Source organism: Streptomyces sp. V4I2, assembly GCF_030817655.1.
GTDB classification, from domain to species: Bacteria; Actinomycetota; Actinomycetes; order Streptomycetales; family Streptomycetaceae; genus Streptomyces; species Streptomyces plumbiresistens.
In genome coordinates this window covers 3,096,043-3,123,013 of record NZ_JAUSZM010000003.1, presented here as the reverse complement: position 1 = coordinate 3,123,013, position 26,971 = coordinate 3,096,043, and the positions used below count along the sequence as shown (strand labels likewise).

General features: G+C 72.1%; 23 protein-coding genes and 2 pseudogenes. 15 read left to right on the top strand and 10 right to left on the bottom strand.

Translation table 11 applies throughout. The features are described from left to right. Positions 1-16 precede the first annotated feature (16 nt). Positions 17-739: a hypothetical protein gene (locus QFZ76_RS15225; protein ID WP_307674238.1), complete on the top strand. Its 723-nt coding sequence runs from the start codon at positions 17-19 to the stop codon at positions 737-739. Between the two features lie 56 nt (positions 740-795). Here QFZ76_RS15225 and sucB read toward each other — a convergent pair whose 3' ends face one another. From sucB to QFZ76_RS15210, 3 genes are all read right to left on the bottom strand, one after another. Beyond that, positions 796-2,532, bottom strand: a complete 1,737-nt coding sequence (gene sucB / locus QFZ76_RS15220) for a 2-oxoglutarate dehydrogenase, E2 component, dihydrolipoamide succinyltransferase (protein ID WP_307674237.1) — start codon at positions 2,530-2,532, stop codon at positions 796-798. A gap of 54 nt (positions 2,533-2,586) precedes the next feature. Beyond that, positions 2,587-3,975, bottom strand: coding sequence for a dihydrolipoyl dehydrogenase (gene lpdA / locus QFZ76_RS15215; protein ID WP_307674236.1), 1,389 nt, complete (start codon positions 3,973-3,975; stop codon positions 2,587-2,589). Between the two features lie 250 nt (positions 3,976-4,225). Continuing rightward, the gene (locus tag QFZ76_RS15210; protein ID WP_307674235.1) at positions 4,226-5,755 is read right to left on the bottom strand and encodes a leucyl aminopeptidase; all 1,530 of its coding nucleotides are present in this window, start codon (positions 5,753-5,755) and stop codon (positions 4,226-4,228) included. A 332-nt stretch (positions 5,756-6,087) separates the two neighbouring features. On the opposite strand from QFZ76_RS15210, the gene QFZ76_RS15205 reads away from it, so the two are divergent. The 5 genes from QFZ76_RS15205 (at position 6,088) to QFZ76_RS15185 (ending at position 12,717) form a co-directional block, all read left to right on the top strand. Next, entirely contained in the window at positions 6,088-8,130 is a 2,043-nt protein-coding gene (locus QFZ76_RS15205) for a hypothetical protein (RefSeq protein ID WP_307674234.1), read from the top strand. Between the two features lie 78 nt (positions 8,131-8,208). After that, on the top strand, positions 8,209-9,732 hold the full coding sequence (pelF, locus tag QFZ76_RS15200) for a GT4 family glycosyltransferase PelF (protein WP_307674233.1): 1,524 nt from the start codon (positions 8,209-8,211) through the stop codon (positions 9,730-9,732). Continuing rightward, entirely contained in the window at positions 9,729-11,249 is a 1,521-nt protein-coding gene (locus QFZ76_RS15195) for a hypothetical protein (RefSeq protein ID WP_307674232.1), read from the top strand. Before pelF ends, QFZ76_RS15195 begins: the two co-directional genes overlap by 4 nt. Continuing rightward, complete coding sequence (locus QFZ76_RS15190; RefSeq protein ID WP_307674231.1) at positions 11,246-11,896, top strand: spherulation-specific family 4 protein; 651 nt, start codon at positions 11,246-11,248, stop codon at positions 11,894-11,896. Before QFZ76_RS15195 ends, QFZ76_RS15190 begins: the two co-directional genes overlap by 4 nt. Further along, the gene (locus QFZ76_RS15185) at positions 11,893-12,717 is read left to right on the top strand and encodes an endo alpha-1,4 polygalactosaminidase (RefSeq protein ID WP_307674230.1); all 825 of its coding nucleotides are present in this window, start codon (positions 11,893-11,895) and stop codon (positions 12,715-12,717) included. The genes QFZ76_RS15190 and QFZ76_RS15185 overlap by 4 nt, the downstream gene beginning before the upstream one ends. A gap of 34 nt (positions 12,718-12,751) precedes the next feature. Here QFZ76_RS15185 and QFZ76_RS15180 read toward each other — a convergent pair whose 3' ends face one another. Further along, positions 12,752-13,567, bottom strand: a complete 816-nt coding sequence (locus QFZ76_RS15180) for an adenosylcobinamide-GDP ribazoletransferase (RefSeq protein ID WP_307674229.1) — start codon at positions 13,565-13,567, stop codon at positions 12,752-12,754. A gap of 60 nt (positions 13,568-13,627) precedes the next feature. Between QFZ76_RS15180 and QFZ76_RS15175 the strand changes: the two genes are divergently transcribed. Further along, positions 13,628-14,389: a hypothetical protein gene (locus tag QFZ76_RS15175; RefSeq protein ID WP_307674228.1), complete on the top strand. Its 762-nt coding sequence runs from the start codon at positions 13,628-13,630 to the stop codon at positions 14,387-14,389. On the opposite strand, the gene QFZ76_RS15170 is transcribed toward QFZ76_RS15175, so the two are convergent. Next, the gene (locus QFZ76_RS15170; RefSeq protein WP_307674227.1) at positions 14,332-15,027 is read right to left on the bottom strand and encodes a hypothetical protein; all 696 of its coding nucleotides are present in this window, start codon (positions 15,025-15,027) and stop codon (positions 14,332-14,334) included. The two genes, QFZ76_RS15175 and QFZ76_RS15170, sit on opposite strands and share 58 nt — an antisense overlap. Before the next feature lie 91 nt (positions 15,028-15,118). Then, on the bottom strand, positions 15,119-16,228 hold the full coding sequence (gene cobT / locus QFZ76_RS15165) for a nicotinate-nucleotide--dimethylbenzimidazole phosphoribosyltransferase (protein WP_307674226.1): 1,110 nt from the start codon (positions 16,226-16,228) through the stop codon (positions 15,119-15,121). A gap of 138 nt (positions 16,229-16,366) precedes the next feature. Here cobT and QFZ76_RS15160 point away from each other — a divergent pair, with 138 nt between their 5' ends. Next, positions 16,367-17,086 (top strand): class I SAM-dependent methyltransferase, encoded by a 720-nt coding sequence (locus QFZ76_RS15160; RefSeq protein WP_307674225.1) that lies wholly within the window; start codon positions 16,367-16,369, stop codon positions 17,084-17,086. Here the strand turns inward: QFZ76_RS15160 and QFZ76_RS15155 are convergent. After that, entirely contained in the window at positions 17,075-18,277 is a 1,203-nt protein-coding gene (locus QFZ76_RS15155) for a bifunctional adenosylcobinamide kinase/adenosylcobinamide-phosphate guanylyltransferase (protein WP_307674224.1), read from the bottom strand. The two genes, QFZ76_RS15160 and QFZ76_RS15155, sit on opposite strands and share 12 nt — an antisense overlap. Before the next feature lie 204 nt (positions 18,278-18,481). Here QFZ76_RS15155 and QFZ76_RS15150 point away from each other — a divergent pair, with 204 nt between their 5' ends. Beyond that, the gene (locus tag QFZ76_RS15150) at positions 18,482-18,694 is read left to right on the top strand and encodes a hypothetical protein (protein ID WP_266440745.1); all 213 of its coding nucleotides are present in this window, start codon (positions 18,482-18,484) and stop codon (positions 18,692-18,694) included. Between the two features lie 55 nt (positions 18,695-18,749). Here the strand turns inward: QFZ76_RS15150 and QFZ76_RS15145 are convergent. The 3 genes and pseudogenes from QFZ76_RS15145 to QFZ76_RS15135 form a co-directional block, all read right to left on the bottom strand. Beyond that, positions 18,750-19,122 (bottom strand): annotated as a pseudogene (locus QFZ76_RS15145) (S1C family serine protease); the annotation flags it as partial. A 233-nt stretch (positions 19,123-19,355) separates the two neighbouring features. Beyond that, positions 19,356-20,057 (bottom strand): bifunctional 2-polyprenyl-6-hydroxyphenol methylase/3-demethylubiquinol 3-O-methyltransferase UbiG, encoded by a 702-nt coding sequence (locus QFZ76_RS15140; protein ID WP_307674223.1) that lies wholly within the window; start codon positions 20,055-20,057, stop codon positions 19,356-19,358. A gap of 83 nt (positions 20,058-20,140) precedes the next feature. Beyond that, a complete protein-coding gene (locus tag QFZ76_RS15135) occupies positions 20,141-20,770 on the bottom strand; it encodes a DUF3043 domain-containing protein (RefSeq protein ID WP_307674222.1) in 630 nt (209 codons plus the stop codon). A 249-nt stretch (positions 20,771-21,019) separates the two neighbouring features. Between QFZ76_RS15135 and QFZ76_RS15130 the strand changes: the two genes are divergently transcribed. The 6 genes and pseudogenes from QFZ76_RS15130 (at position 21,020) to QFZ76_RS15105 (ending at position 26,970) form a co-directional block, all read left to right on the top strand. Continuing rightward, positions 21,020-21,793, top strand: coding sequence for a PspA/IM30 family protein (locus QFZ76_RS15130; protein ID WP_373464516.1), 774 nt, complete (start codon positions 21,020-21,022; stop codon positions 21,791-21,793). Between the two features lie 32 nt (positions 21,794-21,825). Beyond that, positions 21,826-22,104 carry a hypothetical protein gene (locus QFZ76_RS15125; protein ID WP_266440758.1) on the top strand — a complete coding sequence of 93 codons (279 nt, stop codon included), beginning with the start codon at positions 21,826-21,828 and terminating at the stop codon, positions 22,102-22,104. A gap of 66 nt (positions 22,105-22,170) precedes the next feature. Then, entirely contained in the window at positions 22,171-23,400 is a 1,230-nt protein-coding gene (locus QFZ76_RS15120) for a sensor histidine kinase (protein ID WP_307674220.1), read from the top strand. Next, positions 23,397-24,080: a response regulator transcription factor gene (locus tag QFZ76_RS15115; RefSeq protein ID WP_307674219.1), complete on the top strand. Its 684-nt coding sequence runs from the start codon at positions 23,397-23,399 to the stop codon at positions 24,078-24,080. The genes QFZ76_RS15120 and QFZ76_RS15115 overlap by 4 nt, the downstream gene beginning before the upstream one ends. Positions 24,081-24,125: 45 nt before the next feature. Further along, positions 24,126-24,560 (top strand): annotated as a pseudogene (locus QFZ76_RS15110) (efflux RND transporter permease subunit); the annotation flags it as partial. Between the two features lie 199 nt (positions 24,561-24,759). After that, the gene (locus tag QFZ76_RS15105; protein ID WP_307674218.1) at positions 24,760-26,970 is read left to right on the top strand and encodes a protein kinase; all 2,211 of its coding nucleotides are present in this window, start codon (positions 24,760-24,762) and stop codon (positions 26,968-26,970) included. The last annotated feature ends 1 nt before the right edge of the window (position 26,971 follow it).

The window sequence follows — 26,971 nt, the reverse complement described above, 5'->3', positions numbered from 1 at the left end:
CACGAGTGGGGGCGACATGAACATCGGGGGACGGCGTGGAGCACTGCGCTGGACGGCCGCGGCGGCCGTGATCGGCGCGCTGGTGGGGGTGACGGGCTGCCAGCAGACGCCCACCCGGGCGGAGGCGAAGCCGGGCCGCACGATCACGGAAGAGAGCACGGAAGAGAGCACGGAAGAGAGCACGGAAGAGGCCACGGAACGGATCACGGGAATGGCGGGCGCAGCCCGGGGACAGGGCGGCGCCTGTGTCTTCGTCAAGCCGGACGGGGCGCAGAAGTTCGGCCACGTCGGCTGGGGCTTCCGGATCACCGGGACCGACCGCTGGGTGTACGGCGCGGTCGAGAACCCGAGCGGCAGGCTGTACACGCCGCCGGGCGGCGACATCGGTGCCTGGCAGGCGGAGGGGACGTACGCGCGCATGCTCAGCGAGATGTCCCGGGACGCGCACTATCCCGGCAGGTCCGAGCACCCGTACAGCCGTTACCGCTGCACGTCCTCCTCGACGAGCGACGTGCCGGCGGCGCGGGCGATGATCCGTACCGTCGCCGAACGCGGCTTCCTCGTGGGCGTCGACCCGAGGACCGGGAAGCTCACCTCGCGGGACTGCCTGGACGCCACGTCCGACGTACTGAAGGCGTACCGGACGCGGCGCCTGGTGCCCGCGCCGAAGCTGGCCGTTCCCAATGTGTGGGTGGAGTCGCTGGTGGGGTGGTCGGACAAGAGGCTGACGCCCCGGTGACAGCGCGGTGCCCCGCCCGGAGGACTCCGGACGGGGCACCGTACAAGCGAAGAGCCTCAGAGGCCGAGCTCGACCTCGAACTCGCCCGCCTCCAGGATCGCCTTGACCGCGGTCAGGTAACGGGCCGCGTCGGCGCCGTCCACCAGACGGTGGTCGTAGGAGAGGGTCAGGTACGTCATGTCGCGGATACCGATGACCGTGCCCTCCTCCGTCTCGATGACGGCCGGACGCTTGACCGTGGCACCGATACCGAGGATCGCGACCTGGCCCGGCGGCACGATGATCGTGTCGAAGAGCGCGCCGCGCGACCCGGTGTTGCTGATGGTGAAGGTCGCGCCGGACAGCTCGTCCGGGGTGATCTTGTTGGCGCGGACCTTGCCCGCGAGCTCCGCCGTGGCCTTGGCGATGCCGGCGATGTTGAGGTCACCGGCGTGCTTGATGACCGGGGTCATCAGGCCCTTCTCGGAGTCCACCGCGATACCGATGCTCTCGGTGTCGAAGTAGGTGATCGTGCCCTCGTCCACGTTGATCCGGGCGTTGACGGGCGCGTGCGCCTTCAGCGCCTGGGCCGCCGCCTTGACGAAGAACGGCATCGGGGAGAGCTTGACGCCCTCACGGGCCGCGAACGCGTCCTTGGCCCGGGCGCGCAGCTTCATCAGGCGCGTGACGTCGACCTCGACGACCGAGGACAGCTGCGCCTGCTCGTGCAGGGCCTTGACCATGTTGTCGCCGATGACCTTGCGGATGCGCGGCATCTTGACGGTCTGGCCACGCAGCGGGGAGGCCTCGAGAACCGGCGCCTTCTTGGCAGCGGCGGCAGCCGGAGCGGCAGCGGCCGGAGCCGGAGCAGCGGCGGCGGCCTTCGCGGCCTCGGCGGCGGCGATGACGTCCTGCTTGCGGACGCGGCCGCCGACGCCGGTGCCCTTGACGGTGGCCAGGTCGACGCCGTTCTCGGCGGCGAGCTTGCGCACCAGCGGGGTCACGTAGGCGCCGTCGTCACCGGAGGTGGCGGCGGGCGCGGCGGCCGGGGTGACCGGAGCCGGGGCGGCCGGCGCGGGAGCCGGAGCGGCCGGAGCCGCGGGGGCGGGCGCCGGAGCCGGGGTAGGAGCCTCGGCGGCGGGCGCGGGAGCCGGAGCCGCGGGGGCCGGAGCGGCGGCCGGAGCCGCGCCCGGGGCGCCGATGACGGCCAGCTTGGCGCCGACCTCGGCGGTCTCGTCCTCGGCGACCGTGATCTCGAGCAGCACACCGGAGGTGGGCGCCGGGATCTCGGTGTCGACCTTGTCCGTGGAGACCTCGAGCAGCGGCTCGTCGGCCTCGACGGAGTCGCCGACCTCCTTGAGCCAGCGGGTGACGGTGCCCTCGGTGACGGACTCGCCGAGCGCGGGCAGGACGACGTCCGTGCCCTCGGCGGAGCCGCCGCCGGAGGCGGCCTCGGCGGTGGGAGCAGGCGCCGGGGCGGCCTGCTCGGTGGACGGGGCGGCCTGCGGAGCCGGCTCGGGAGCGGCAGCAGGGGCCGGCTCGGCGGCCGGGGCCGGAGCGGCAGCGGGTGCGCCCGTGCCGTCGTCGATGACGGCCAGTTCGGCGCCGACCTCGACGGTCTCGTCCTCGGCAACCTTGATGGACGCCAGGACACCGGCGGCGGGCGAGGGGATCTCGGTGTCGACCTTGTCGGTCGACACCTCGAGCAGCGGCTCGTCGGCCTCGACGCGCTCACCCTCGGCCTTCAGCCAGCGGGTGACAGTGCCCTCGGTGACGCTCTCACCGAGCGCAGGAAGGGTTACGGAAACCGCCATGGTTTCGGTTGCTCCTTACAAGTGCGGAAGTCTGGGGGTTCGTCGACCGAGGGGTCAGTCGTGCGAGTGGAGGGGCTTGCCGGCCAGGGCCAGGTGGGCCTCGCCGAGCGCTTCGCTCTGCGTCGGGTGGGCGTGGATGAGCTGCGCGACCTCGGCGGGCAGCGCCTCCCAGTTGTAGATCAGCTGGGCTTCGCCGACCTGCTCGCCCATGCGGTCACCGACCATGTGGACGCCGACCACGGCACCGTCCTTGACCTGGACGAGCTTGATCTCGCCCGAGGTGTTCAGGATCTTGCTCTTGCCGTTGCCCGCGAGGTTGTACTTCAGAGCGACGACCTTGTCCGCACCGTAGATCTCCTTGGCCTTGGCCTCGGTGATGCCCACGGAGGCGACCTCGGGGTGGCAGTACGTCACCCGCGGGACACCGTCGTAGTCGATCGGAACGGTCTTCAGACCGGCCAGACGCTCCGCCACCAGGATGCCCTCGGCGAAGCCGACGTGCGCGAGCTGGAGCGTGGGGACCAGGTCACCGACGGCGGAGATGGTCGGGACGTTGGTGCGCATGTACTCGTCGACCAGGACGTAGCCGCGGTCCATGGCGACGCCCTGCTCCTCGTAGCCGAGACCGGCGGAGACGGGCCCGCGGCCCACCGCGACCAGCAGCAGCTCGGCCTCGAACTCCTTGCCGTCGGCGAGGGTGACCTTGACGCCGTCGGCGGTGTACTCGGCCTTCGAGAAGAAGGTGCCCAGGTTGAACTTGATGCCACGCTTGCGGAACGCGCGCTCAAGAAGCTTGGAGGAGTTCTCGTCCTCGAGGGGGGCGAGGTGCTTGAGGCCCTCGATGATCGTGATGTCCGTGCCGAAGGACTTCCACGCGGAGGCGAACTCGACGCCGATGACCCCGCCGCCGAGGACGATCGCCGACTTCGGCACCCGGTCCAGGACGAGGGCGTGGTCGGAGGAGATGATCCGGTTGCCGTCGATCTCCAGGCCCGGCAGCGACTTCGGCACGGAGCCGGTCGCCAGCAGGACGTGGCGGCCCTGGATGCGCTGGCCGTTCACGTCGACGGAGGTGGGGGAGGAGAGGCGGCCCTCACCCTCGATGTACGTCACCTTGCGGGAGGCGACGAGACCCTGGAGCCCCTTGTACAGGCCGGCGATGACGCCGTCCTTGTACTTGTGGACCCCGGCCATGTCGATGCCCTCGAAGGCGGTCTTCACACCGAACTGCTCGCTCTCGCGGGCCTGGTCGGCGATCTCGCCCGCGTGCAGCAGGGCCTTGGTGGGGATGCACCCCCGGTGCAGGCAGGTACCGCCGACCTTGTCCTTCTCGATCAGGGCGACGTCCAGGCCCAGCTGAGCCCCGCGCAGGGCCGCGGCGTAACCACCGCTACCACCGCCGAGGATCACTAGGTCGAAAACGGTGCTGGCGTCGTTCGCCACGTCACGTCCTCCATGCATGTGCGCCACGCCGGTCTGCGGTGACCGGTCGGCGGCTGGTGTCCGGCCGCTCGTTCTTCGGCCCTTTGGTGGGGCCCTGTCCTGCCGAGGCCCATCTTCGCACTTGTCGGCGCGGGAAGAGACGCCGGGCTGGTGTGTGAGACGTCGCACTCTCCTGTGCCGTCCCATGTGCCACGGCAAGGCGACGGGGCCCCGCCCTACCCGCGCGCGGGGCCCCGTCACCGAAAAGGCCTCAGCCCAGGTCGCCCGCGGCCGTCAGTTCGGCCAGCCGGACCAGAGTCCGCACCGCCGTCCCCGTGCCGCCCTTCGGCGTGTACCCGAAGGGCCCGCCCTCGTTGAAGGCCGGTCCCGCGATGTCCAGGTGCGCCCAGGTGATCCCCTCACCCACGAACTCCCGCAGGAACAGACCGGCGACCAGGCCGCCGCCCATCCGCTCACCCATGTTGGCGATGTCGGCCGTGGCGGAGTCCATCCCCTTGCGCAGGTGCTCCGGCAGCGGCATCGGCCAGGCCGGCTCGCCGACCTCCTCCGCGGCCTCGTGGATCGCGGAGCGGAACGCCTCGTCGTTCGCCATGATCCCGAACGTCCGGTTGCCCAGCGCCAGCATCATCGCGCCGGTCAGCGTCGCCACGTCCACGATCGCGTCCGGCTTCTCCTGCGAGGCGGCCCACAGCGCGTCGGCGAGGACCAGCCGGCCCTCGGCGTCGGTGTTGAGCACCTCCACGGTCTTGCCGCTGTACATGCGCAGCACGTCACCGGGCCGGGTCGCGGAGCCCGAGGGCATGTTCTCGGCCAGCGCCAGCCAGCCGGTGACGTTGACCTCGAGCCCCAGCCGCGCGGCGGCGACCACCGCGGCGAACACCGCGGCCGCCCCGCTCATGTCGCACTTCATGGTCTCGTTGTGGCCGGCCGGCTTGAGCGAGATGCCGCCCGAGTCGTAGGTGATGCCCTTGCCGACGAAGGCGAGGTGCTTGCTCGCCTTCGAGGAGGTGTACGACAGCTTCACCAGCCGCGGGCCTGCCGCCGACCCGGCGCCGACGCCCAGGATGCCGCCGTAGCCGCCCTTGACCAGGGCCTTCTCGTCGAGCACCTGCACCTTGATGCCGTGCTCCTTGGCCGCGGTCTGCGCGACGGCGGCGAACGCCTCGGGGTCGAGGTCGTTCGGCGGCATGTTGATCAGGTCGCGGGCGCGGTTGAGCTCCTCGGCCACCGCGGCGGCCCGCTCGATCGCCGCCTTGTAGGCGCGGTCGCGGGGCTTGCCGCCGAGCAGGGAGGCCTCGGCGAGCGGCGCCTTGCCGTTCTTGGCCTTGGCGTCGCTCTTGCCGTTCTCCTTGTAGGTGTCGAAGGAGTACGCCCCGAGGAGGATGCCCTCGGCCACCACACCGGCGTCCGCGGCGTCCGCGAGCGGCAGCGCGAACGCCGCCTTCTTGGCGCCGGAGAGGGTGCGGGCGGCCACGCCGGCGGCCCGGCGCAGCGCCTCCGCGTCGAAGCCGGAGTCCTTCTCGGGCTCGGCGCCCAGGCCCACCGCCACTACGAGCGGCGCCTTGAAGCCGGCCGGCGCGGGCAGCTTCGTCACCTCGCCCTCGGCACCGGAGGCACCGAGGGTCTCCAGGACGCCGGCGAGCCTGCCGTCGTACGCCTTGTCCACGGCCTCGGCGCCCGGTGCGACGACCGGGCCTTCGGCACCCTTGGCCACACCGATCACGATCGCGTCGGCCCGAAGGCCGGGCGCCGCGGCGGTGCTGAGAGTGAGAGCAGTCACGGTGGTGAAATCTCGCTTCCTTGGAAGTCCTGTGCGGCCGGACAAGGGTGGGTCGGCCGAGCCCGAAAACCGACCCTGGAACTCTCTTGCGGCCTGGTCTTTACCAGGGCAGGTAAACACCCGCCCTGAGCCTACGCTCGGGCTCGCTGTCGATCATTCCTCCGGCCATTCACCCATCGGTGGCGTCCTGGCCACTTCTTGATCTCCAGTCGCGGTGAGCTGAGTCACACTCGTCTGGTTCAGGCGAGCGTACGCCTCGCCGCTTTGCATGATTTCCACGGATCCTCCTCTGATCGACCACAGTGGGGATCCACAGGGGGAGGGGACGACCCATGGCGCATCGCGCGCACGCACACAGCTGGAGAACCACGGCCGCCGTACTGACGGCCGCCGGGCTCATGGCGCTGGGACTGGGCATACCCGGCGCGTCGGCGGCCGAGGAGCCGCGCATCGATCTCAGGGTGCTGGTGGTGGACAACGGCGACAGCCCGGTCCAGGCCATCACCGCCCAGCTGAAGAGCACCGGCATCCCGTACACGACGGTGAACCTGAACGACGCCGACCGTCCGGCCATCACGGACACGTTCCTCAGCGACACGGTGGGCGGCACGCCGCGCGCCAAGTACCAGGGCGTGGTGCTGCCCAACGAGGCCCCGTTCGGGGCGGGCTCGGCCGAGCAGACCGCCCTGGAGACCTACGAGCGGACGTACGGCATCCCGCAGGTCGACGCCTACACCTGGGCGCACCCGGGAGTCGGCCTCGACTACACGAGTCAGGGCGGCTGGGCCGGCACCCTCGACGGGCGTGAGGCGGCCGTGACCACGGCCGGCCAGGCGGGGTACTTCGGCTATCTGGACGGCGCCCTCACCTTCGAGGACAACGACGCCTCGACGCAGGAGAGCTACGGCTTCGTCGCCAAGCCCCGTACGGGATTCACCAGTTACGTCGACATCCCGGTGCCCGCCGGGGAGGGCACCGGCAGCCTGATCGGCGAGTACGCGCACGACGGACGCCGTGAACTCGTCGTCACCTTCGCCTACAACCAGTACCAGGAGCAGTTCCGGGTACTCGCCCGTGGCATTGTCGAATGGCTGACTCAGGGCGTACACCTCGGGCAGAGCAGGAACTACTTCGCCGTCCATGTCGACGACGTCTTCGCGCCCGACAGCCGCTGGGACACCGAACGCAACTGCACCCCCGGCGACTTCGACTGCGCGGGCGGTGACGGCGAGGGAACCACGCCGATCCGTATGACCGCGGCCGACGCGCAGTACGCGGCGCGGTGGCAGCAGGAGCACGGCTTCACGCTCGACATGGTCTACAACGCCGGCTCCGGCGAGGAGTGGAAGAGCGAGCACGGCGGCAGCGACCCGCTCACCGACCAGCTGCTCGCCGACAAGGAGCAGTACCGCTGGATCAACCACACCTACACGCACCAGTACCTGGGCTGCGTCCAGGACACCAGCACCGTGCCGTGGAGCTGCGCGAAGAACGCCGACGGCTCGACGCGGTACCTGAGCCGCGCCGACATCTCGGCGGAGATCTCCGCCAACTACAACTGGGGGCTGACGCAGGGCCTTCCGATGGACCGCTCCGAGCTGGTCACCGGCGAGCACTCGGGCCTCAGGACGCTGCCGCAGCAGCCCGACGACAACCCGAACCTGGCCGGCGCCCTCGCCGACAACGGCATCGCCTGGACCGCCTCGGACAACTCCCGCGAGGCCGAGCAACGTCCGGTCGGCACCAGCACGCGGACCGTGCCGCGCTATCCGATGAACGTGTACTACAACGTGGGCACCGACGCCGAGATGGCCGACGAGTACAACTGGATCTACGCCTCGGCGGCCGACGGCGGCAGCGGCGTCTGCGAGAACAACCCCACGTCCACCTGCCTCGACGAGCCGCTGGACACCGCCACCGGCTACGACGAGTACATCGTCCCGCTGGAGGCACGCACCGCCCTCGGACACGTCGTCGCGGGCGACCCGCGCCCGCACTACGCCCACCAGTCCAACCTCGCCGAGGACCGGACGCTCTACCCGGTCATGGACCAGGTGCTGGCCGACTACGCGGCCCTCTTCGCCGACAACACCCCGGTGCAGAACCTCGCGCAGAGCGCCATCGGCACCGAGCTGCAACGACGCGCCGCCTGGCAGACCGCTGTCACGAACGGCCAGGTCACCGCGTACCGCATCGGGAACGAGGTCACCGTCACCGCACCGTCCGGGACCAGGATTCCGGTGACCGCACCAGAGGGGACCACCAAGCAACTGACCCTGGGCACCGCGGCGTTCGGGACGCCGTACGCGGGACAGCGCTCGGCCTGGACCACGCCGGAGCTGCTGCAGACCGCGGTCACGCTGAACCTGCCCTGACCTGCATCAAGCGCGCCCCGGCACCCCACTGCCGGGGCGCGTGACCGAGCCGTCAACGTTCCACAGGGGGAACTTCGCATGATGCGTACGGGCCGTCATGTCACCATGCTCACCGAAGGCACCTATCCGCATGTCCACGGCGGGGTCAGCACCTGGTGCGACCAGCTCGTCAAGGGCATGCCGGAGGTCGACTTCCACGTCCTGTCGCTCACCGGCAGCGGCCGCGAACCCGTGACCTGGGAGCTGCCGCCCAACGTCTACCGGCACACCTCCGTGCCGACCTGGGGCCCGCGGCCCGGGCGCGCACGGGCGCCGCTCGGCCGGGCCCGCCGCCGCTTCCTCGAGTCGTACGAGCGTTTCCTGCTCTCCTTCCTCGCCCCCGAGGCGAACCGCGACTTCGGCGAGGCGCTGTACGAGCTCGCCGAACTCGCCCGCGACGGACGCCTGTCGGCGGCGCTGCGCACCGAGTCCGCGCTGCGTTCGCTGATGTGGATATGGACGATGCCGCATCTGGCGACCGCCGCGGCCCGCCCGACCGTCCACGACGCGCTGACCGCGACCGACCTGCTCGAACACGCCCTCAGGCCGCTCGGTGTCCGCATCCCGGAGGACTCCGTCGCCCACGCCGTCAGCAGCGGCCTGGCGACCCTGCCCGCGCTCGCCGCCCGCAAGCTGGACGGCGTGCCCTTCCTGCTCACCGAGCACGGCATCTATCTGCGCGAGCGCTACCTCGGCTACCGCAGCGGCGAACAGCGCTGGCCGGTCAAGGCGTTCATGCTCGGCTTCTACCGCGAGCTCAACTCCCTGGGCTACCGCGCCGCCGACCTGATCACCCCGTGCAACCAGTACAACCGCCGCTGGGAGGAGCGCGGCGGCGCCGACGCCGACAAGATCCGCACGGTCTACAACGGCGTCGACCCGGCCGCCTTCCCGCACGCGGGGCCCGAACCCGAGGTGCCCACGCTCACCTGGTGCGGCCGCGTCGACCCCATCAAGGACCTCGAAACGCTTCTCCGCGCGTACGCCCTCGTCCGCGCCGAGATCCCCGAGACCCGGCTCAGGCTGTTCGGCCCGGTCCCGGCCGGCGGCGAGGCCTACCACACCAAGCTGGAGAAGCTCGCCGCCGAGCTCGGGGTGAGGGACGGACTGACCTTCGAGGGCCGTATCAGCGAGGTCTGGCGGGCCTACGCGGCCGGTCACGTCGTCATGCTGTCGTCGATCTCCGAGGGCTTCCCGTTCTCCATCATCGAGGCCATGTCCTGCGGCCGTACGACGGTCTCGACCGACGTCGGGGGAGTGCGCGAGGCCGTGGGCGACACGGGTCTGGTGGTGCCCCCGCGCGAGCCGGAGAAGATGGCCGCGGCCGCGCTCACCCTCCTCCGGGACGACGAACGGCGCCTGGAACTGGGCGAACTGGCCCGCCAGCGGGTCATCGACCGCTTCACGCTCCGCCGCAGCGTGGACGCCTTCCGGACGATCTACCAGGAGCTCGCGGGCCTGCCCGAGGTCTACGAGCCCACCCTGGAGACCGTCGCCGACTGGACCCTCGAACTGCGCGACCCGTGGTACGCGGCGGTCGCGACGGACGGAACCGGCTGGTGAGCGGAAGCCTCTGGATGCCCCCGGGCGCCCGCCCGGACACCCTCCCGTTCATCCCCCGGCAGCACACCCCGAGTTGGGCGCAGCCCGACCCGGTCGACGAACTCGCCGAGCGGCTCGACGACGTCATAGCCGCGGCCGTCCACCCGGACGAGATAGCCGCCGTGCTGGAGTCCGACGGCCTCTCGGACGACCAGATACGCGAGCGGTACGGCGTGAAGAACTCCTTCGCGCTCGCCGAGGAGCTGTACGAGCGCGTCGAACGCCGTTACCCCGAGCCGGACGGCCCGCTCCACGACCCCTGGCGGATCGCCCTCCTCGGCTGCCTCCTGCGCGGGATCGTCTTCGCCCTGCCGGGCTTCGGCTACGTCCTCGGCGCACCCCTGCTCGCCGGCCCCGAGGGCGACCTCGGCCTCCCGGCCGGCACGGTCCCGCTGCTGGCCGGCGCCCTGTGCGGCTGGACCTGGAACCAGGGCCTCGCCCACCGGGCCTACTCCTGGCTCGGGCTCGGCGACCGCTTGGCCGCCCGCCGCTCCCTGCTCCTGGGAGCGCCGGCCGGCGCGCTGCTCGGCGCCCTGATCGCCCTCGCCGTGGCCGGTACGGCCCACCCGGCGGCGATCGTCTTCGCCGCCGGCCAGTCCGGCTACCTGGGCGCGGCCACCGTCCTGCTGGTGATGGGCCGCGAACGGGCCCTGCTGATCGCCCTCGTGCCGATGGCGACGGGCGCGGCCGTCACCGTGGCCCAGCCCGTGCCCGACGCGGCGAGACTCGCCCTGCTGCTCGGCTCGCTGGCCGTGGTGGGAGTCCTCGCACTGCGCGAAGTGGCGCCCGCTCTACGGGACTTGGGTGAGGGCAGTAGCTGGACCGCCGGACTGACCGCGCTGCTGCCCTTCGGCGCGTTCGGGCCGGTCCCCGAGCACCGGCGCACCGCGGCCCCCCGGCTCGCGGCCTCCCTGCCGTACGCCCTGTTCGGGCTCGGCAGCGGGGTCCTCGTCGTCTACGGGGCGCTGGGGGACGTCCTGGCCGGCGAGGAACAGAGCGCGATCGCCGCGCCCGCCGCCGTGGCGCTCACCCTCAGCATGGGCCCGGCCGAATGGCTGCTGTACCGCTTCCGCAGCAGCGGCCTGGCCGGACTGCGCTCCAGCAGCACCCCGAAGGCGTTCTGGCGGACCACGGCACGCACCGTCGTCCAGTGCCTGACCGGCTACCTGGCCAGCCTGCTGGCCCTCAGCCTCGCCACCTCGGCCCTGTGGCCGCACGCCCAGGGCCTCACCGGCGTCCGCCTGGCCGGGCTGCTCCTGCTCGGCGTGGTCCTGTGGACGGGCCTGCTGCTCCAGTCCTTCGGCGCGGTCACCGGCGCGGCGGCGGTGTGCTGCGCGGCGGCCCTCGCCCAGACCGTCGCCCTCGTCACGCACACCGGCGACCCGCACTGGGTCGGCCTGATCGTGTACGGCACGGCCGCGGTCACCCAGGCGGGCCTGGTCTGCGCCCTGTTGGGAAGGGCGACCGCCCACCGATGAGCACCCTGCTGGTTCCCTACTACGAGCACCCGTCCGTCCGCCCGGCCGAATGGGACGCGATCGTGGCGGCGGCCCCCCGCCTCCACGGCGTCGTCCTCAACCCGGCCAGCGGCCCCGGCGACCGCCCCGACCCGGCCTTCGCCGAGACCGCCGCCCGACTGCGGGCGGCGGGCGCGCGCGTGCTCGGCTACACCGACACCGACTACGGCCGCAGACCCCACACCGACGTCGTCCGCGACCTCACGCGGTACCGCGACTGGTACGGCACCGACGGCGCCTTCCTCGACCAAGTCAGCGCGGGTCCCGAGGAGTTCCCGCACTACCAAAGGCTCGCGGTGGCCGCCTGGGGCCTCGGCTGCACCACCCTGGTCCTCAACCACGGCACCCCGCCGCACCCCTCCTACGCCAGGATCGCCGACGTCCTCGTCACCTTCGAGGGCACCTGGGACTCGTACCGCCGCCTCCCACCACAGCCCCGGCCCGGCACCACCGGCGTACGGCTGTGCCACCTCGTGTACGACGTCCCGACCGACGTCGACCTGGCGGGGCTCGCCCGCGCGCGGGGCGCCTCGGTGCACTGTGCGGTGCCGGGCGCGGGAGATCATCCCTGGGGTACGTTGCCGCACACCCTGGAGCCCGCCCGGTGAGACGCCCGATCCTGCACCTTGTTCTGCTGAGGGTTCTGCCGAGCGTTCTGCTGAGCGCCTCGCTTCTGCTGTCGGCGGCCTGCACGACCGTTCCCGACAAGGACGCCGACGAGCCGAGCGGCGAGCGCTGGCAGCCGCGCCCCGGCCTCTCCTGGCAGTGGCAGCTCAGCGGCCGGATCGACACGAGCGTCGACGTCCCGGTCTACGACATCGACGGCTTCGACCAGCCCGAGGCGACCGTCACCGCGCTGCACCGCGAGGACCGCAAGGTCATCTGCTACCTCTCGACCGGCGCCTGGGAGGACTGGCGCCCCGACGCGAAGAAGTTCCCCAAGTCGGTCCTGGGCCGCGGCAACGGCTGGGAGGGCGAGCGCTGGCTCGACATCCGCCGCACCGACGTCCTGGAACCCCTGATGGCGGCCCGTGTCGACATGTGCCGCGAGAAGGGCTTCGACGCGGTCGAGCCCGACAACATGGACGGCTACCGCAACCGCACCGGCTTCCCCCTGAAGGCCGCCGACCAGCTCCGCTACAACCGCCTGATCGCGAAACTCGCCCACGACCGCGGCCTGGCCGTGGGCCTGAAGAACGACCTGGACCAGATCCCCGAGCTGGTGGACGACTTCGACTTCGCGGTCAACGAACAGTGTGCCCAGTACGACGAATGCGCCGACCTGTTGCCCTTCATCGCCGCGGGCAAGGCCGTCTTCCACGTCGAGTACGAACTGCCGACCGGCCGCTTCTGCGCCGACTCCCGCAGCCTGAAACTGAGTTCGATGCTCAAGAAGTACGAACTGGGGGTGTGGCGCCGGGCCTGCTGAACGGGCCGGCACCCCAGGGTCAGCCGCCCCAGCGTCAGCGCCCCAGGGTCAGCGCGACGAGCGCCGCCGTGGCCGCCGTCTCCGCGAGCCCCCCGAACACGTCCCCGGTCACCCCGCCGAACCGCCGGACGCAGTGCCGCAGCAGGAGTTCGGCGACGCCGAGGGCGACGAGGACGGCGAGGGCCGTGCCGACCGCGTCGTACGGCCCGACGAGCGCCCCCGCACCGGCTGCCACCAGCGTGACGGCGATGGCGGCGACCGTCGCACCCCGCACCGGCACCACGCCCGCCACCGCCGCCCCCAGCCCCTCCGGCCGCGCCGCCGGTATCCCGGTGCGGGCGGCCAGGGTGAGCGCCAGGCGGGCGGCGGTCGCCGAGACGACGGCGGCCACGGCACCCCGGGTCCAGGAGTCGGCGTAGAGCTGGGACAGTGCGGCCACCTGGGCGAACAGCACGAGGACGAGGGTGATCACCCCGAACGGCCCGATGTCCGACTGCTTCATGATCCGCAACGCGTCCTCGGCGGGCTTGCCGCTGCCCAGCCCGTCCGCGGTGTCCGCGAGGCCGTCCAGGTGCAGTCCGCGGGTGAGGGCGGCGGGTACGGCGACGGAGGCGACGGCGGCGAGCAGCGGGCCCGCGCCCAGGAACAGCAGGAACACGCCGAGCACGGCCGCACCCGCGCCGACCGCCAGCCCGGCCGCAGGCGCGCACAGCATGCCGCCCCGGGCGGCCTCCCGGTCCCAGCGGGTCACCTTGACCGGGAGCACGGTGAGGGTGCCGAAGGCGAAGCGGAGGCCGTCGGGCCAGGAGGAGGGTGAGGAGGAGGGCGAGGAGGTCGGGGTCGTGGACACCGGCGCAGGTTACCCGGCGGTCGGGAGAGCGCCCAGGGCCTCCGTGGATAAAGTGCCCATATGGGACATTGGCTGGAGCGGAACATCATCGAGCCGGGCAAACTGCCCCTGCTGCTCGCCCTCGCCGCGTTCGTGCTGACATTCCTGATCACCCGGGTCGTCACGCGCATGATCCGGGCGGGCAAGGGGCCCTTCGGCAACGTCAGTGCCGGAGGAGTGCACCTCCACCACGTGGTCCCCGGGGTCGCCCTCACTGTCCTCGGCGGCTTCGGCGCCGTCGCCAGCACCCGGCACGGCTTCGGCTCGGCCGCGTTCGCCGTCGTCTTCGGCATCGGTGCGGGTCTGGTCCTCGACGAGTTCGCGCTGATCCTGCACCTCGACGACGTCTACTGGACCGAGGCGGGACGCAAGAGCGTCGAGGTCGTCGTACTCACCGCGGCCCTGGTCGGCCTGGTCCTGTGCGGCTTCGTACCCTTCGGGGTCAACGACCTCAACGACGACGAGCTCCAGGACCGCGGCTCCGTCATCGTGAGCGTGGCCGTGAACTTCGTCTTCTCGCTCCTCGCCCTGGCCAAGGGCAAGGCCCGCACCGCGATCTTCGGCGTGATCGTCCCCCTCATCGCACTCGTCGGCGCCCTCCGGCTGGCCCGCCCCGGCTCCCCCTGGGCCAAGCGCTTCTACGCCCGCCGCCCGCGCGCCCGCGCCAGGTCCACACTGCGCGCCTACCACCACGACCGCCGTTGGGCGGGCCCCAGCCGCACCGTTCAGGACTGGATCGGCGGCAGACCGGACGAGCCCGTCCGCGCCCTCGAACACCAGTGACGCAGCGCCGACACCCCGCACAGCACCAGCACGACCCCGATCGCCGCCAGATGCTCCTTGCCGGCCAGGTTCTCCCGCAGCACCACCTCGACCACCATCGCCGCGATCACCGCACCCGCCGTGACATGGGCGCCGCAGCGCCAACCGACGAACACGGCGAGGCCCACCACGGCCGCCGACGGCCCGGTGTCCACGACATGCGCGTCCGAGCCGGGCAGACCCAGCGGGCTGTCGGGACCCAGCCAGATACCCACGCGCGCGTACAGCGTGCCCGCGAGCGTGGCGGCGTACGCGAGAGTGAGCGTCCGCCACCGGCCCAGACAGATCTCGGCGATCCCGAACACCAGCAGGAGCTGCCCCAGGGCGCCCCAGACGGGCAGGTCCAGGGCGGGCACGAACAGGGACAAGGGAGTGCGCAGAAGGGCGAGCCACAGCGGGTCCTCGGCGCGCACGGCACCGAGGTTCTGCACGAGCTGATAGCCCGAGGACTGGTTGTGCGCGAAGTGCAGGACCGCCGTCAGACAGACCGCCCCGAGGGCCATGGGGACCGCCCGCCACCCGCGCTCGTGCAGCGCGTCGCGCACGGTGACGTACAGCAGTCCCCATTCGGCGCGGGCCCGGCGGGCGAGCGTGTTCATTCGGTGGTCCTCGTCGTTGTACCACCTGCGAAGACCGACCGGGACCGGGCGAAGTTGAGAGAGACCCGAGTGATCTCGATCTCGTGGGCTGTTACTCCTTCTCGGAAACCTCGGCGTCCGTCGGCTTCTCGGAAACCTCCGGCTTCTCGGAAACCTCCGGTTTCTCGGGGAGTTCGGCGGCCAGTGCCGCCGCGGCCTGGACCAGCGGCAGCGCCAGCAACGCCCCCGCGCCTTCCCCGACCGTCACCCCGTGGTCGAGCAGCGGCTCCAGCGCCATCCGGTCCAGCGCCTTGGCCTGGCCCGGCTCCCCGCTGTTCTGTCCGGCCAGCCACCAGTCCGGCGCCCGGAACGCGATCCGCTGCCCCACCAGCGCACAGGCGGCCACCACGACGCCGTCCAGGATCACCGGCATCTTCCGCACCGCACTCTGCAACAGGAACCCGGTCAGCGCGGCGAGGTCGGCCCCGCCCACCGTCGCCAGCAGCTGCAACTGGTCCCCGAGCACCGGCCGGGCCCGCCGCAGCGCGTCCCGGATCGCCGCGCACTTGCGCATCCACGCCAGGTCGTCGATCGCCTGCCCGCCCCGCCCGGTCACGACGGACGCGTCGGTCCCGCACAGCGCGGCGATCAGCGTGCCCGCCGCCGTGGTCCCGCCCACGCTCACATCGCCGAGCACCACCAGATCCGTACCGGAGTCGGCCTCCTCGTCGGCCACGGCGACCCCGGCCCGGAAGGCGGCCTCCGCCTCCTCCGGCGTGAGCGCGTCCTCGATGTCGATACGCCCGCTGCCGCGCCGCACCCGGTGCCCCGCGACCTCGGCCGGCAGCGTCTCGGGATCGCAGTCCAGCGACATGTCGACCAGCCGCACCGGCACGCCGAGCCGCCGGGCGAGCACCGACGCCGGCCGGCCGCCCTCCATGACCTCGCGCACCAACTCGGCGGCGCTGCCCGCGGGCCGCCCCGAAACGCCCAGTTCGGCGATGCCGTGGTCACCGGCGAACAGCACGACCTTCGGCCGTTCGATCGGCCGCACCGGCACGGCCGACTGCGCCGCGGCCAGCCACTCACCCAGTTCGTCCAGCCGTCCCAGCGCTCCGGGCGGCACGATCTGACGCTCCCGGCGTGCCTCGGCGTCACGGCGCATCCCGCCGTCCGGGCGCTCGATCAGATCGGTGAAGTCGTCGAGATTAAGCGAGCTCATTCGCCGAACAGTACCGGCCCTGATCGAACACGGCGGCGCCACATCGCCACGACGAGCGTGCGACGTCGTTGCGCTCAAGATCGCCATCCCATACGTTCCGGTTTGCAGCGGAATGTCGTACGCCCCCGGGAGCCGCCCATGTCCGCATCCTCCGCATCCTCCGCACCTCTGGCCCGGCGTCTGCGCTCCGTCGCCCGCGCGATACTGCCGTTCCCCGAACCGGAGAGCTGGCTGGACGTGGGCACGGGCGACGCCCGCTTCCCCGAGGCGGCCCGGCAGGTGTTCCCGTACACGTCCTTGGACGGCCTCGACCCCACCCCCCGTGTCGAGTGGGCCCGCCGCGCCGAACGCGTCGAGGAGGCCCACCTGGGCCGGCTGACCGACCCGCAGATCACCGCCCGCCTGCGCGCCCGCTACGACGTGGTCAGCATGATCCACCACCTGCCGCGCACCCCGGACCCGCGCGCCGAACTCCGGGCCGCCCTGGCCGTACTCCGCCCGGGCGGCCACCTCCTGCTCGAACTCCCCGACCCGCAGAGCGCGTTCGCCACGCTCCTCGGCAGCCGCTGGCTGCCGCGCCACCGCCGGCTCCACCTGCTGCCGCTGGCCGAGCTGCGCGCGGAACTGGAGTCCCAGGGCTGCGCGATCGTCACCGCGGACCGCCGGGCCGCACACATCCCCCGGGACCTGCCGGGCGCCCTGTTCCTGGTCCTGCCCAAGTCCCTGCCCACCTGGGCGAAGATCCCGCTGCTCGCCGCGGCCAAGGCGGTGGAGCAGGCCCTGGGCCCGCTGCTCGTACTGACCCGCTGCTCGAACACCTACCGGGTGATCGCCCGCCGGGAGGCGTCAGCCCCGTAGCACCAGCGCCTGCCCCGCCACCACCAGCAGCACCTGCTCGCATTCGGCCGCGAACGCCGCGTTGAGCCGCCCGAGTTCGTCCCGGTAGCGCCGTCCGGACGCCGTGGCCGGGACGATCCCCGACCCCACCTCGTTCGACACGGCGACGACGGTCCGCCGCGTGGCCCGCACCGCCTCCGTCAGGTCCCGCACCCGTGCCCGCAGCGCCCGCTCGCCGCCGTCGGCCCACTCCGCGTCGTCCCACGCCCCGACCGCGTCCATCGCGTCCGTCAGCCACAGGGACAGACAGTCGATGAGCAGCGGCGGCCCGTCGTCCTTCAGCAGCGGCACCAGGTCGCAGGTCTCGGCCGTACGCCACGACCCCGGCCGCCGCTCCCGGTGCGCGCTCACCCGCGCGGCCCACTCGCCGTCCCCGTTGCGGGCGCCGCCGGTCGCCACGTACAGCACGTCGGGGAACGCCTCAAGGCGCCGCTCGGCCTCCACCGACTTCCCGGACCGCGCCCCGCCCAGCACCAGCGTCCGCCGCGGCACATCCGGTACGTCCTCGTAGGCGCCGACGGCCAGAGTCGTGCCGTCCGGCACGGCCCGAGCCCCCGCCGCGGCGAGCCGCCGCCGCACCTCGGCCCCCGGCGGCACCTCGTGGTCGAGATGCACGGCGACGACGTCCGTCGTCGGCCCGATCGCCCGCACCGCCCGCAGCTTGGCGAGCGCGTCCGGCCGCGCCACCACATCGGCGAGCACCAGGTCGTACGTCTCGGCGAACCCGTTCTCCAGCCCGGCGGGCGCACCCCCGGGCGGCAGATACAGCAGCCGCTGCCCGTCCGGCCCGGTCACCGCGTACCCGGTCCCCGGCGCGTCCATCGCCACCGCCCGCACCCGATGCCCTGTCAGCAGCGCCAACTCCCGCCCATCCGGTACCCGCCCGGGCTGCGGCAGCCCGGCCGGCACCTCGACCGCCGGCCCGTCGTGCGGATGGGACAACAGCACCTGTCGTACGCCCCCCAGCGAACGTCCCGCCCGCGCCGCCGCGAACGCCGCCCCCGGCGTCAGATCGAGCATCAGTGCCCCGTCCACGAGCAACGAGGTCGCCGCCCGGGCATCCGCGCCTAGCGCGGCCGCGCAGGAAGCACAGGGGCAGTCGGGGTGAGGGAGCCCCGCGGGGCCGCCGGTGCCGAGCAAAGTAACGTCCACAGCCCCGATTCTCGCCGGTCGCCGTTGGTACCGCGCGTCTGGGACACCTTCCCAAGGGGCCGCGACCGGCCCCGGACGGCCCGCACTGTGACGACGACCCGCAGGTTCTTCAACAGCCCGCCCAGCGGAACGAATAGGCTCGGGGCGGGAGCCGGACCAAGATCCGGCTCCCGCTGTGCAAGGGCTCACACCAGGGAGGCGTACATGGCGGCATGGACGTGGCGGTTCGAGAAGTCCGACGGCACCGAGGTTCAGCCCGCGGTGGTGCCGGAGGAGTTCACCACGCAGGGGGACGCCGAGTCCTGGATCGGGGAGTACTGGAAGGACCTGCTCGAAGGCGGTGCGGACCAGGTGCACCTCTTCGAGGACGGGACGAAGATCTACGGTCCGATGAGCCTGCACGCCCAGGAGGCGTAGCCGGCCGGGGCGGCCGGACACCGGCCGCCCCTCGTCGTGTCACTGTCCGGCTCCCTCACTGCTCACCCAGCGTCACCTCCACGGTCTTCGTACGGCCGTCGCGGGTGAACGTCACCGACGTCCTGTCACCCGGCTTCTGCGCCGCCAGGGCCTCGGTCAGCGAGGTGATGGTCGTGATGGGCGGCCGGCGTCGGGATGCCGATGACCTGACCGTCGAGGTTGACGAGGGCGCCCCCGCTGTTGCCCGGGTTGATGGCCGCGGACGTCTGCACCATGTTGGCGATCGTCGCGCCCGTACCGCCGTCGGTGCGGCCCTCGCTGACGGTCCGTCCGGTCGCCGACGCGATGCCCTGCGTCACGCTGGACGACAGCCCGAGCGGTGAGCCCATGGCGAGGACGATCTGCCCGACCTCGACCTTCGAGGAGTCTGGCTTTTGGCGTCGTACACCACGCCCGAGCCCAGTTCACCGCCCACCTGGGTGGTCGACTTCTCCGTCTTCGACGAGGACCCCGAGTCGGAACACCCGCTGACGAGTGCGAGACCGCACGCGAGAACCACGACGGGGGCGGCCAGTCGCAGGGCACGGGTACGAGAGGCGTCCATGCCCCGAGCCTCGCTCCGGGGGTGTATGTCCGCCTTGTGCTGCGCGCCGGAACGGGCTCAGCCCCGCACCCCGCACAGATGCAGCAGCGCCGCGACTCCGCGATACGGGTCGGTCCGCCCGGCCCGCTCCTCGACCGTCAGCAGCGTCTCGACGTCGGCCGGGATGTCGGCGTCGTCCACCGCGGTGTCCGTGAAGACCCGCACGCCGTACCAGGCGGCGAGCGGCGCACCGATGCCCGCGAGGGTCGCGGTCAGCGTCGCCAGGCGGTCGGCGCGTACGTCGAGGCCGAGCCGGTTCGTGTAGGCGGTGGTGTCGAAGGCGGTCAGTGCCCCGGCCCAGTCGCCCGACAGCCCCGGCCGCATGGCCAGCGCGTCCGCGTTGCGCACGACCAGCGACAGCAGCCCGCCCTGGGCGAGCATCCGGGCCAGCCCCGCCAGCAGCGGATCAGGCTCCTCGACGTACATGAGCACGCCATGACACAGCACGACGTCGAAACTGCCCGGCAGGAAGTGCACTCCGGTGTCCCGGCCGTCGCTCTGGACGATCCGCACCCGCTCCCGGATCCCCTCGGGCTCGGCGGCGAGGGCCTCCCGCACGGCGGAGATCATCTTCGGGTCCTGCTCGACGCCGGTGACCTGATGCCCGGCCCGGGCCAGCCGCAACGCCTGCGTGCCCTGGCCCATCCCCACGTCGAGCACCCGCAGTCGCTGTCCCACCGGGAACCGCCCGACTATCTGCTCGTCGAGCTGCCGGGCCACCAGCTCCTGTCGTACGACGTCCCGCAGCCCGCCCAGCTTGCTCAGCCAGGCATCCGCCGCGCCCCCGGTGAACGGCGTAGTGCTCAGGGCCGCTCTCCGCGCTTGACCTGCGGCTTCGGCAGCCGGAGCCGACGCATCTGGAGGGAGCGCATCAGCGCGTAGGCCACAGCGCCGCGCCGGTTCTGGTCCGGGAAGCGCTCGGCCAGCCGCTTCTTCAGACGGAAGCCGCTGAGGGCCGAGTCGAGCACGATCAGCACGATCACGACCAGCCACAGCAGCAGCGCGATGCTCTGCAGCGCACCGACCTGCACCATGCTCAGCACGAGGATGACCACGGCCATCGGCAGGAAGAACTCGGCGATGTTGAACCGCGAGTCGATGGTGTCGCGCGCGAACTTGCGCACCGGGCCCTTGTCACGCGCGGGCAGGTACCGCTCGTCACCGCCGGCGAGCGCCTGGCGCTGCTTCTCCAGCTGCGCGCGACGCTCGTCGCGCTGACGCTTGGAGGCCTCCTTGCGCGACGTGGGCGTTTGGGCGACGCTGCGGCGCTGGGACTGGGCCTCACTGCGCTTGGGCGTGGGCCTGCCCTTCGGGGCCTGCGGGTCGCGGGTCTGCTTGGAGTCGGTCAGCGGCGCCTTGTCGGCGGCCGGGGCCTTCTCATCCTTGGCACGGCTTCGGAACACAAAACCCAAGGGTACGGGGTCAGGGGGCATGGACCCCAGCCCGGTGGGGAACGATCCGGCAACACCGGTCGTCTGTAGTGGGGAAGAGGGACCCTGATGGTCACCTACTCCTTACGCCGGAGCAGGGCCTTGGCCAGTCGTCCTTGGGGATGAGCGCATCCGTCCCCGAACAGTGCGGTAATGGATGCAGGGCCCGTACTGTGGGTTCTGTTGCAGAGCTGGAGCTGGAAGTCCGTCAGAAGGGGGCGCGCGAAGCCCATGAGCGGTGTCATGAAGCGTATGGGGATGATCTTCCGCGCGAAGGCGAACAAGGCCCTTGACCGGGCCGAGGACCCGCGCGAAACCCTCGATTACTCGTACCAGAAGCAGCTGGAACTGCTGCAGAAGGTGCGCCGAGGCGTGGCCGACGTGGCCACGTCCCGCAAGCGCCTGGAACTCCAGCTGAACCAGCTGCAGTCCCAGTCGTCCAAGCTGGAGGACCAGGGCCGCAAGGCGCTCGCGCTGGGTCGTGAGGACCTGGCCCGCGAGGCGCTCTCCCGCCGCGCCGCACTCCAGCAGCAGGTGACGGACCTCGAGACGCAGCACTCGACCCTCCAGGGCGAGGAGGAGAAGCTCACCCTCGCGGCCCAGCGGCTCCAGGCCAAGGTCGACGCCTTCCGCACCAAGAAGGAGACGATCAAGGCCACGTACACCGCGGCCCAGGCGCAGACCCGCATCGGCGAGGCGTTCTCCGGCATCTCCGAGGAGATGGGCGACGTCGGCCTGGCGATACAGCGTGCCGAGGACAAGACGGCCCAGCTCCAGGCGCGGGCCGGAGCCATCGACGAACTGCTCGCCTCCGGCGCCCTGGACGACCAGTCCGGCATGCACAAGGACGACATCCAGGCCGAGCTGGACCGCCTCTCCGGTGGTACGGATGTAGAGCTGGAGCTGCAGCGCATGAAGGCGGAGCTGGCTGGGGGCACCTCGTCCCAGCAGGCCATCGAAGGCGGCACGAGCCAGCAGCAGTCCCAGCAGCAGCCGCAGGACACCCCGCGCTTCGACAAGCAGTAACGCGGGCCGGGGCCCACGCCTAGGAGGGCGACATGATCGTACGGATCATGGGGGAGGGGCAGGTGAGGCTGGCCGACAGCCACCTCACCGAGCTGAACAAGCTGGACGACGAACTCCTCAGGGAGATGGAGAACGGCGACGGCCCCGGATTCCGCCGCACCTTGCAGGCCCTGCTGGCCAAGGTGCGGGAACTGGGCGACCCCCTGCCCGACGACTCCCTGGAACCGTCCGAACTGATCCTGCCGTCGCCGGACGCGACGCTGGAGGAGGTACGGGAACTGCTGAGCGACGACGGCCTGATCCCGGGCTGAGGTGAGGGGGAACGTACAGGTAGCCCCCGTTCCGCCGCCCGCGGAGCCCCCGTACCGTTGGCAGACGTGAGCACCCTCGAGCGAGCCCGGCGTCATCTCAAAGCGCACCCCATGACGCTGGACGCGGCCCTCGCGGCCGGCGTGCTCGCCTGCATGGTGGCCGGCTCGTTCGTCGACCCGCGCAGCAAACACGACGTCAGCTGGATCCTGCGCACCCCCGACCCGCTCAGCCTCGTCCTCATCGTGCTCGCCGCCGTCACCCTCGTGTTCCGCCGCCGCGCCCCGATGACGGTCCTCGCCCTCACCGGCGGCTTCGCCCTCGTGGAGGCCGTCACCGGCGACCCCCGTGCCCCCGTCGCCATGTCCGCGGTCATCGCGCTCTACACCGTCGCCTCCACCACCGACCGCCCCACCACCTGGCGCGTCGGCCTGCTCACCATGACCGTCCTCACCGGCGCCTCCATGCTCGCCGGGCCGCTTCCGTGGTACGCCCAGGAGAACCTGGCGATCTTCGCCTGGACCGGCATCGGCGCCACCGCGGGCGACGCCGTCCGCAGCCGCCGCGCCTTCGTCCACGCCATAAGGGAGCGCGCCGAACGGGCCGAGCGCACCCGCGAGGAGGAGGCCCGCCGCCGGGTCGCGGAGGAACGGCTGCGCATTGCCCGCGACCTGCACGACGTGGTCGCCCACCACATCGCCCTGGTCAACGTCCAGGCCGGAGTCGCCGCCCATGTCATGGACAAGCGGCCCGACCAGGCCAAGGAGGCCCTGGCCCACGTACGGGAGGCCAGCCGCTCGGCGCTGAACGAGCTGCGCGCCACCGTCGGGCTGCTCAGACAGTCCGGCGACCCGGAGGCCCCGACCGAACCCGCGCCCGGACTGGACCGGCTCGACGAACTCGTCGGCACCTTCCGCAGCGCGGGGCTGCACGTCGAGGTGGCCCGCGCGGACAGCGGGATCACCCTGCCCGCCGCCGTCGGCCTGGCCGCCTACCGCGTGATCCAGGAAGCCCTCACCAACGTGCAGAAGCACGCCGGGACCGAGGCGAAGGCCGAGGTGAGCGTCGTACGCGTGGGACCGAACATCGAGATCACCGTCCTCGACAACGGCGCGGGCGAGGACCACGACCCGGAGACCCTCGGCGGCCACGGCCTGCTCGGCATGCGCGAGCGCGTCACCGCCCTGCGCGGCACCCTCACCACCGGTCCTCGCTACGGAGGCGGCTTCCGCGTCCATGCGATCCTGCCGATCAAGACCCGCACAGCCGTCACCGGAAAGCCGGGGGAACCCGTATGACCATCCGTGTCCTGCTCGCCGACGACCAGGCCCTGCTGCGCAGCGCCTTCCGCGTGCTCGTCGACTCCGAGCCCGACATGGAGGTCGTGGGCGAGGCGTCCGACGGAGCCGAGGCGGTGCGGCTGACCAAGGTGGAGCGGGCCGACGTCGTCCTGATGGACATCCGGATGCCCGGCACCGACGGCCTCGCGGCGACCCGCATGATCAGCGCCGACCCCTCGCTCACCCATGTCCGGGTGGTCATCCTGACGACCTTCGAGGTCGACGACTACGTCGTGCAGTCGCTGCGCGCGGGCGCCTCCGGCTTCCTCGGCAAGGGCTCCGAGCCGGAGGAACTCCTCAGCGCGATCCGGGTCGCGGCGGGCGGCGAGGCGCTGCTGTCCCCGACGGCGACGAAGGGGCTCATCGCCCGCTTCCTCGCCCAGGGCGACGCGGGGGACGACGAGCGCGACCCCGCTCGCGCGCAGCGCCTCGCCGCGCTGACCGTGCGGGAGCGCGAGGTCCTGGTCCAGGTTGCCGGGGGGCACTCCAACGACGAGATCGCCGAGCGCCTCGAAGTCAGCCCGCTCACCGTGAAGACGCACGTCAACCGGGCCATGGCCAAACTGGGCGCGCGGGACCGGGCGCAGCTCGTGGTGATCGCGTACGAGTCGGGGCTGGTACGTCCAAGGGTGGACTGACCTCGATCCGGCCGTACTGCGCCGCCAGGCGGAGTAAGTTGCGTCACTGCCAGCGAGGGCGACGCCGTGATCATGGCGTCCTTCGACTACGGCAACGACACCCAGCAGCTCGTCGCCGACGTCCAGCAGGCCGTCAACCGCGCCCGCGTCCAGCTCCCGGACGACGTGGACCCGCAGGTCGTCGCGGGATCGACGGACGACGTCCCGACCGTCGTCCTCGCCGTCACCTCCGACCAGGGCCAGCAGGCGCTGGCCGACCGGCTCACCGGACCGTCGTACCGGACCTGAAGGCCATCGACGGCGTCGGCCAGGTGACCGTCGACGGTGTACGGGACCTCCAGGTCACCGTCATCCCCCGACGACGCGAAGCTCGCCGAGGCGGGCCTGAGCACGCAGGCCCTCACGCCGGCGCTCCAGGCGGGCGGCGCGACCGTCCGGGCCGGCTCCTTCGACGAGGACGGCAGCAACCGGACCGCGAGGAAGCGCGAGGAGAAGCGGGCGCGGAAGGCCGGGGAGTCGTCCCGGCAGGCGCCGTCGGACGAGCCGGAGCCCGTGTCCGTCTGATCCGTCCGGACAGGCCGGGCGGCGAACCCCCATGGTTCGCCGTCCCGGCCTTGCCCGTTTCCCCGTTACGTATCCTGTGGCCCGAACGGCTTTGCGGGGGAAGGGAATTCGGACGGTGCCACTGCACAAGGACGACCCGAGGTCGGTCGGCGGGTACAAGCTGGTCGACCGCCTCGGCGCCGGCGGCATGGGAGCCGTCTACCGGGGCAGATCGCGGTCGGGCCGCGAGGTCGCCGTCAAGGTGGTGCACGCCCAGTACGCCGAGGACGCCGTCTTCCGCACCCGGTTCCGGCAGGAGATCGAGGCCGTCCGCAAGGTGAGCGGCGCCTTCACCGCCCCGGTCGTGGACGCCGACCCGGACGCGGCCCGGCCCTGGATGGCGACCCAGTACGTGCCCGGAAGCTCGCTAGCCCAGCGGATCCGCGACCGGGGCGCGCTCCGCGGCGGCGAACTGCGGCAGCTTGCGCTGGGTTTGGTGGAGGCTCTGAGGGACATCCACCGGGCCGGTGTGGTGCACCGGGACCTGAAGCCGGCGAACGTCCTGATGGCCGAGGGCGGCCCCCGCGTCATCGACTTCGGCATCTCCCGCGCGGCGGAGAACCACAACACCCTCACCGAGACCGGCCAGATGATCGGCACCCCGCCGTTCATGTCCCCGGAGCAGCTCACCGACGCCCGAACGGTCGGCCCGGCCTCCGACGTCTTCTCGCTCGGCGCGCTGCTGGTGTACGCCACGACCGGGCGGGGCCCGTTCGACACCGACAGCCCCTATCTCACGGCCTACCGGGTGGTCCACGACGAACCCGTGCTGGACGGGGTGGGGCAGCCGCTGCGCGGGGTCCTGGAGCGCTGTCTGGTCAAGGAGGCCACGCAGCGGCCCGGACTCGACGAGCTGGCCCGGGAGTTCGCCACCGCCCTGCCCGAACCGGACGCGGGCGACCCGGCCACCGTGTCGCTGCGCCTGCGGGAGCTGCCGGCCACGCCGGACACCCACCTCGGGACCCTCGCCGACGCGACGGTCGGCACCGGCCCCGGCACCGGCCGCCGGGGCCGCCGTATCCGCCCGCTGCTGGCCGCCACCGGCACGGTCGGCGCGCTCGCCCTCGGACTGACGGCCTATCTGATGCTCGGGCCGGGATGGGCGGAGAGCGGCGGCGGGACGGCCTCGCGGTGGTCGGCGCCGCCCAGCGGCTGGAAGCCGTGGGAGACGACGGTGTTCAAGACGGCGCCGCTCGGCGTCAAGAAGGCGCTGGGAGCGCAGGAGGGCCTGCTGTCGGGCGAGCCCGAGTGTCTGCTGCACGAGGACGCCGTCTACTGCGTGGGCGAGAGCATCCTTCCGGTACGCCTGGACGCCCGGACCGGCCAGACCGTCTGGCGCGCCGAGGTCGCACCGTCCCGGATCGAGAGCGGGATGTACTCCGCCTCGCTGCTCGGCGTCCAGGACGGCACGCTGCTCCTGCGCCAGTCCATCTCCAGCGAAGCCGCCGAGACCGACCCGGTCGACGTCTTCGCCCTCGACGTCGAGACCGGCGCCGAGCGGTGGCACCGCAGGGTGAACGAGGCGGACCTCGAGCTGGTCCTGTCCGGCGACATCGTCCTGACCTCCGACACCGGCCGGGAGGCGACGGCCCGGTCGCCGCGCACCGGCGCCGTGCGCTGGACCGCCCCGCTGCCCGCCGGCTACTACTGCTCGTTCCTGACGGCCGGCGACGGGCTGTACGCGAACTGCAGCCCGGCCGAGGCCGATCAGAAGACCGCCCGGCTCCTGGAGGTGGACCGGACCGACGGTTCGGTGCGGACCCTGAACATCCCGGCCACCAGCGGCATCCTCGGGGCCCTCGACGACCGGCTGCTCCTGATGGAGATGGACGCGGAGGACCTGACGTACACCCGGATCCTGCTGGTGGACCCGAAAACCGGCGCGCGTACCTCGACGAAGCTGGCGGACACGTACGGGGACAACGTGACGCTGACGGACAGCACCCTGTGGTTCACCGAGTCCGACGGACAGGTGACCGCCGTGTCGGCGCGTACGGGCAAGGAGCTGTGGAAGACCAGCACCAGCCTGGAACAACCGGGAGAGGCACGGTACGACCCGCGGGCCGGTGTCCTGTACATGGCCAGTGCCAGCGGCCGCGTCGCGGCCCTCGACGGCCGTCGGGGAACGGTGCTGTGGGAGACACTGCCGCGCACCGAGTCGGTGGTGTCCAGCCTGTACCCGCCCGAGGTGCTGCTCCACGAGGGCGCGCTCGTCGTGTTCACGCCGAACGGCACCGTCTTCAGCCTCGACCCCGCCCACCCCGAGCGGAAACCCGCCGCGGGATGAA

Coding starts and splice junctions, on each gene's coding strand:
- QFZ76_RS15225 (WP_307674238.1), top strand. CDS start 17: ATGAACATCGGGGGACGGCGTGGAGCACTGCGCTGGACGGCCGCGGCG.
- sucB (WP_307674237.1), bottom strand. CDS start 2,532: ATGGCGGTTTCCGTAACCCTTCCTGCGCTCGGTGAGAGCGTCACCGAG.
- QFZ76_RS15205 (WP_307674234.1), top strand. CDS start 6,088: ATGGCGCATCGCGCGCACGCACACAGCTGGAGAACCACGGCCGCCGTA.
- pelF (WP_307674233.1), top strand. CDS start 8,209: ATGATGCGTACGGGCCGTCATGTCACCATGCTCACCGAAGGCACCTAT.
- QFZ76_RS15190 (WP_307674231.1), top strand. CDS start 11,246: ATGAGCACCCTGCTGGTTCCCTACTACGAGCACCCGTCCGTCCGCCCG.
- QFZ76_RS15175 (WP_307674228.1), top strand. CDS start 13,628: ATGGGACATTGGCTGGAGCGGAACATCATCGAGCCGGGCAAACTGCCC.
- QFZ76_RS15170 (WP_307674227.1), bottom strand. CDS start 15,027: ATGAACACGCTCGCCCGCCGGGCCCGCGCCGAATGGGGACTGCTGTAC.
- cobT (WP_307674226.1), bottom strand. CDS start 16,228: ATGAGCTCGCTTAATCTCGACGACTTCACCGATCTGATCGAGCGCCCG.
- QFZ76_RS15160 (WP_307674225.1), top strand. CDS start 16,367: ATGTCCGCATCCTCCGCATCCTCCGCACCTCTGGCCCGGCGTCTGCGC.
- QFZ76_RS15150 (WP_266440745.1), top strand. CDS start 18,482: ATGGCGGCATGGACGTGGCGGTTCGAGAAGTCCGACGGCACCGAGGTT.
- QFZ76_RS15135 (WP_307674222.1), bottom strand. CDS start 20,770: ATGCCCCCTGACCCCGTACCCTTGGGTTTTGTGTTCCGAAGCCGTGCC.
- QFZ76_RS15130 (WP_373464516.1), top strand. CDS start 21,020: ATGGGGATGATCTTCCGCGCGAAGGCGAACAAGGCCCTTGACCGGGCC.
- QFZ76_RS15125 (WP_266440758.1), top strand. CDS start 21,826: ATGATCGTACGGATCATGGGGGAGGGGCAGGTGAGGCTGGCCGACAGC.
- QFZ76_RS15115 (WP_307674219.1), top strand. CDS start 23,397: ATGACCATCCGTGTCCTGCTCGCCGACGACCAGGCCCTGCTGCGCAGC.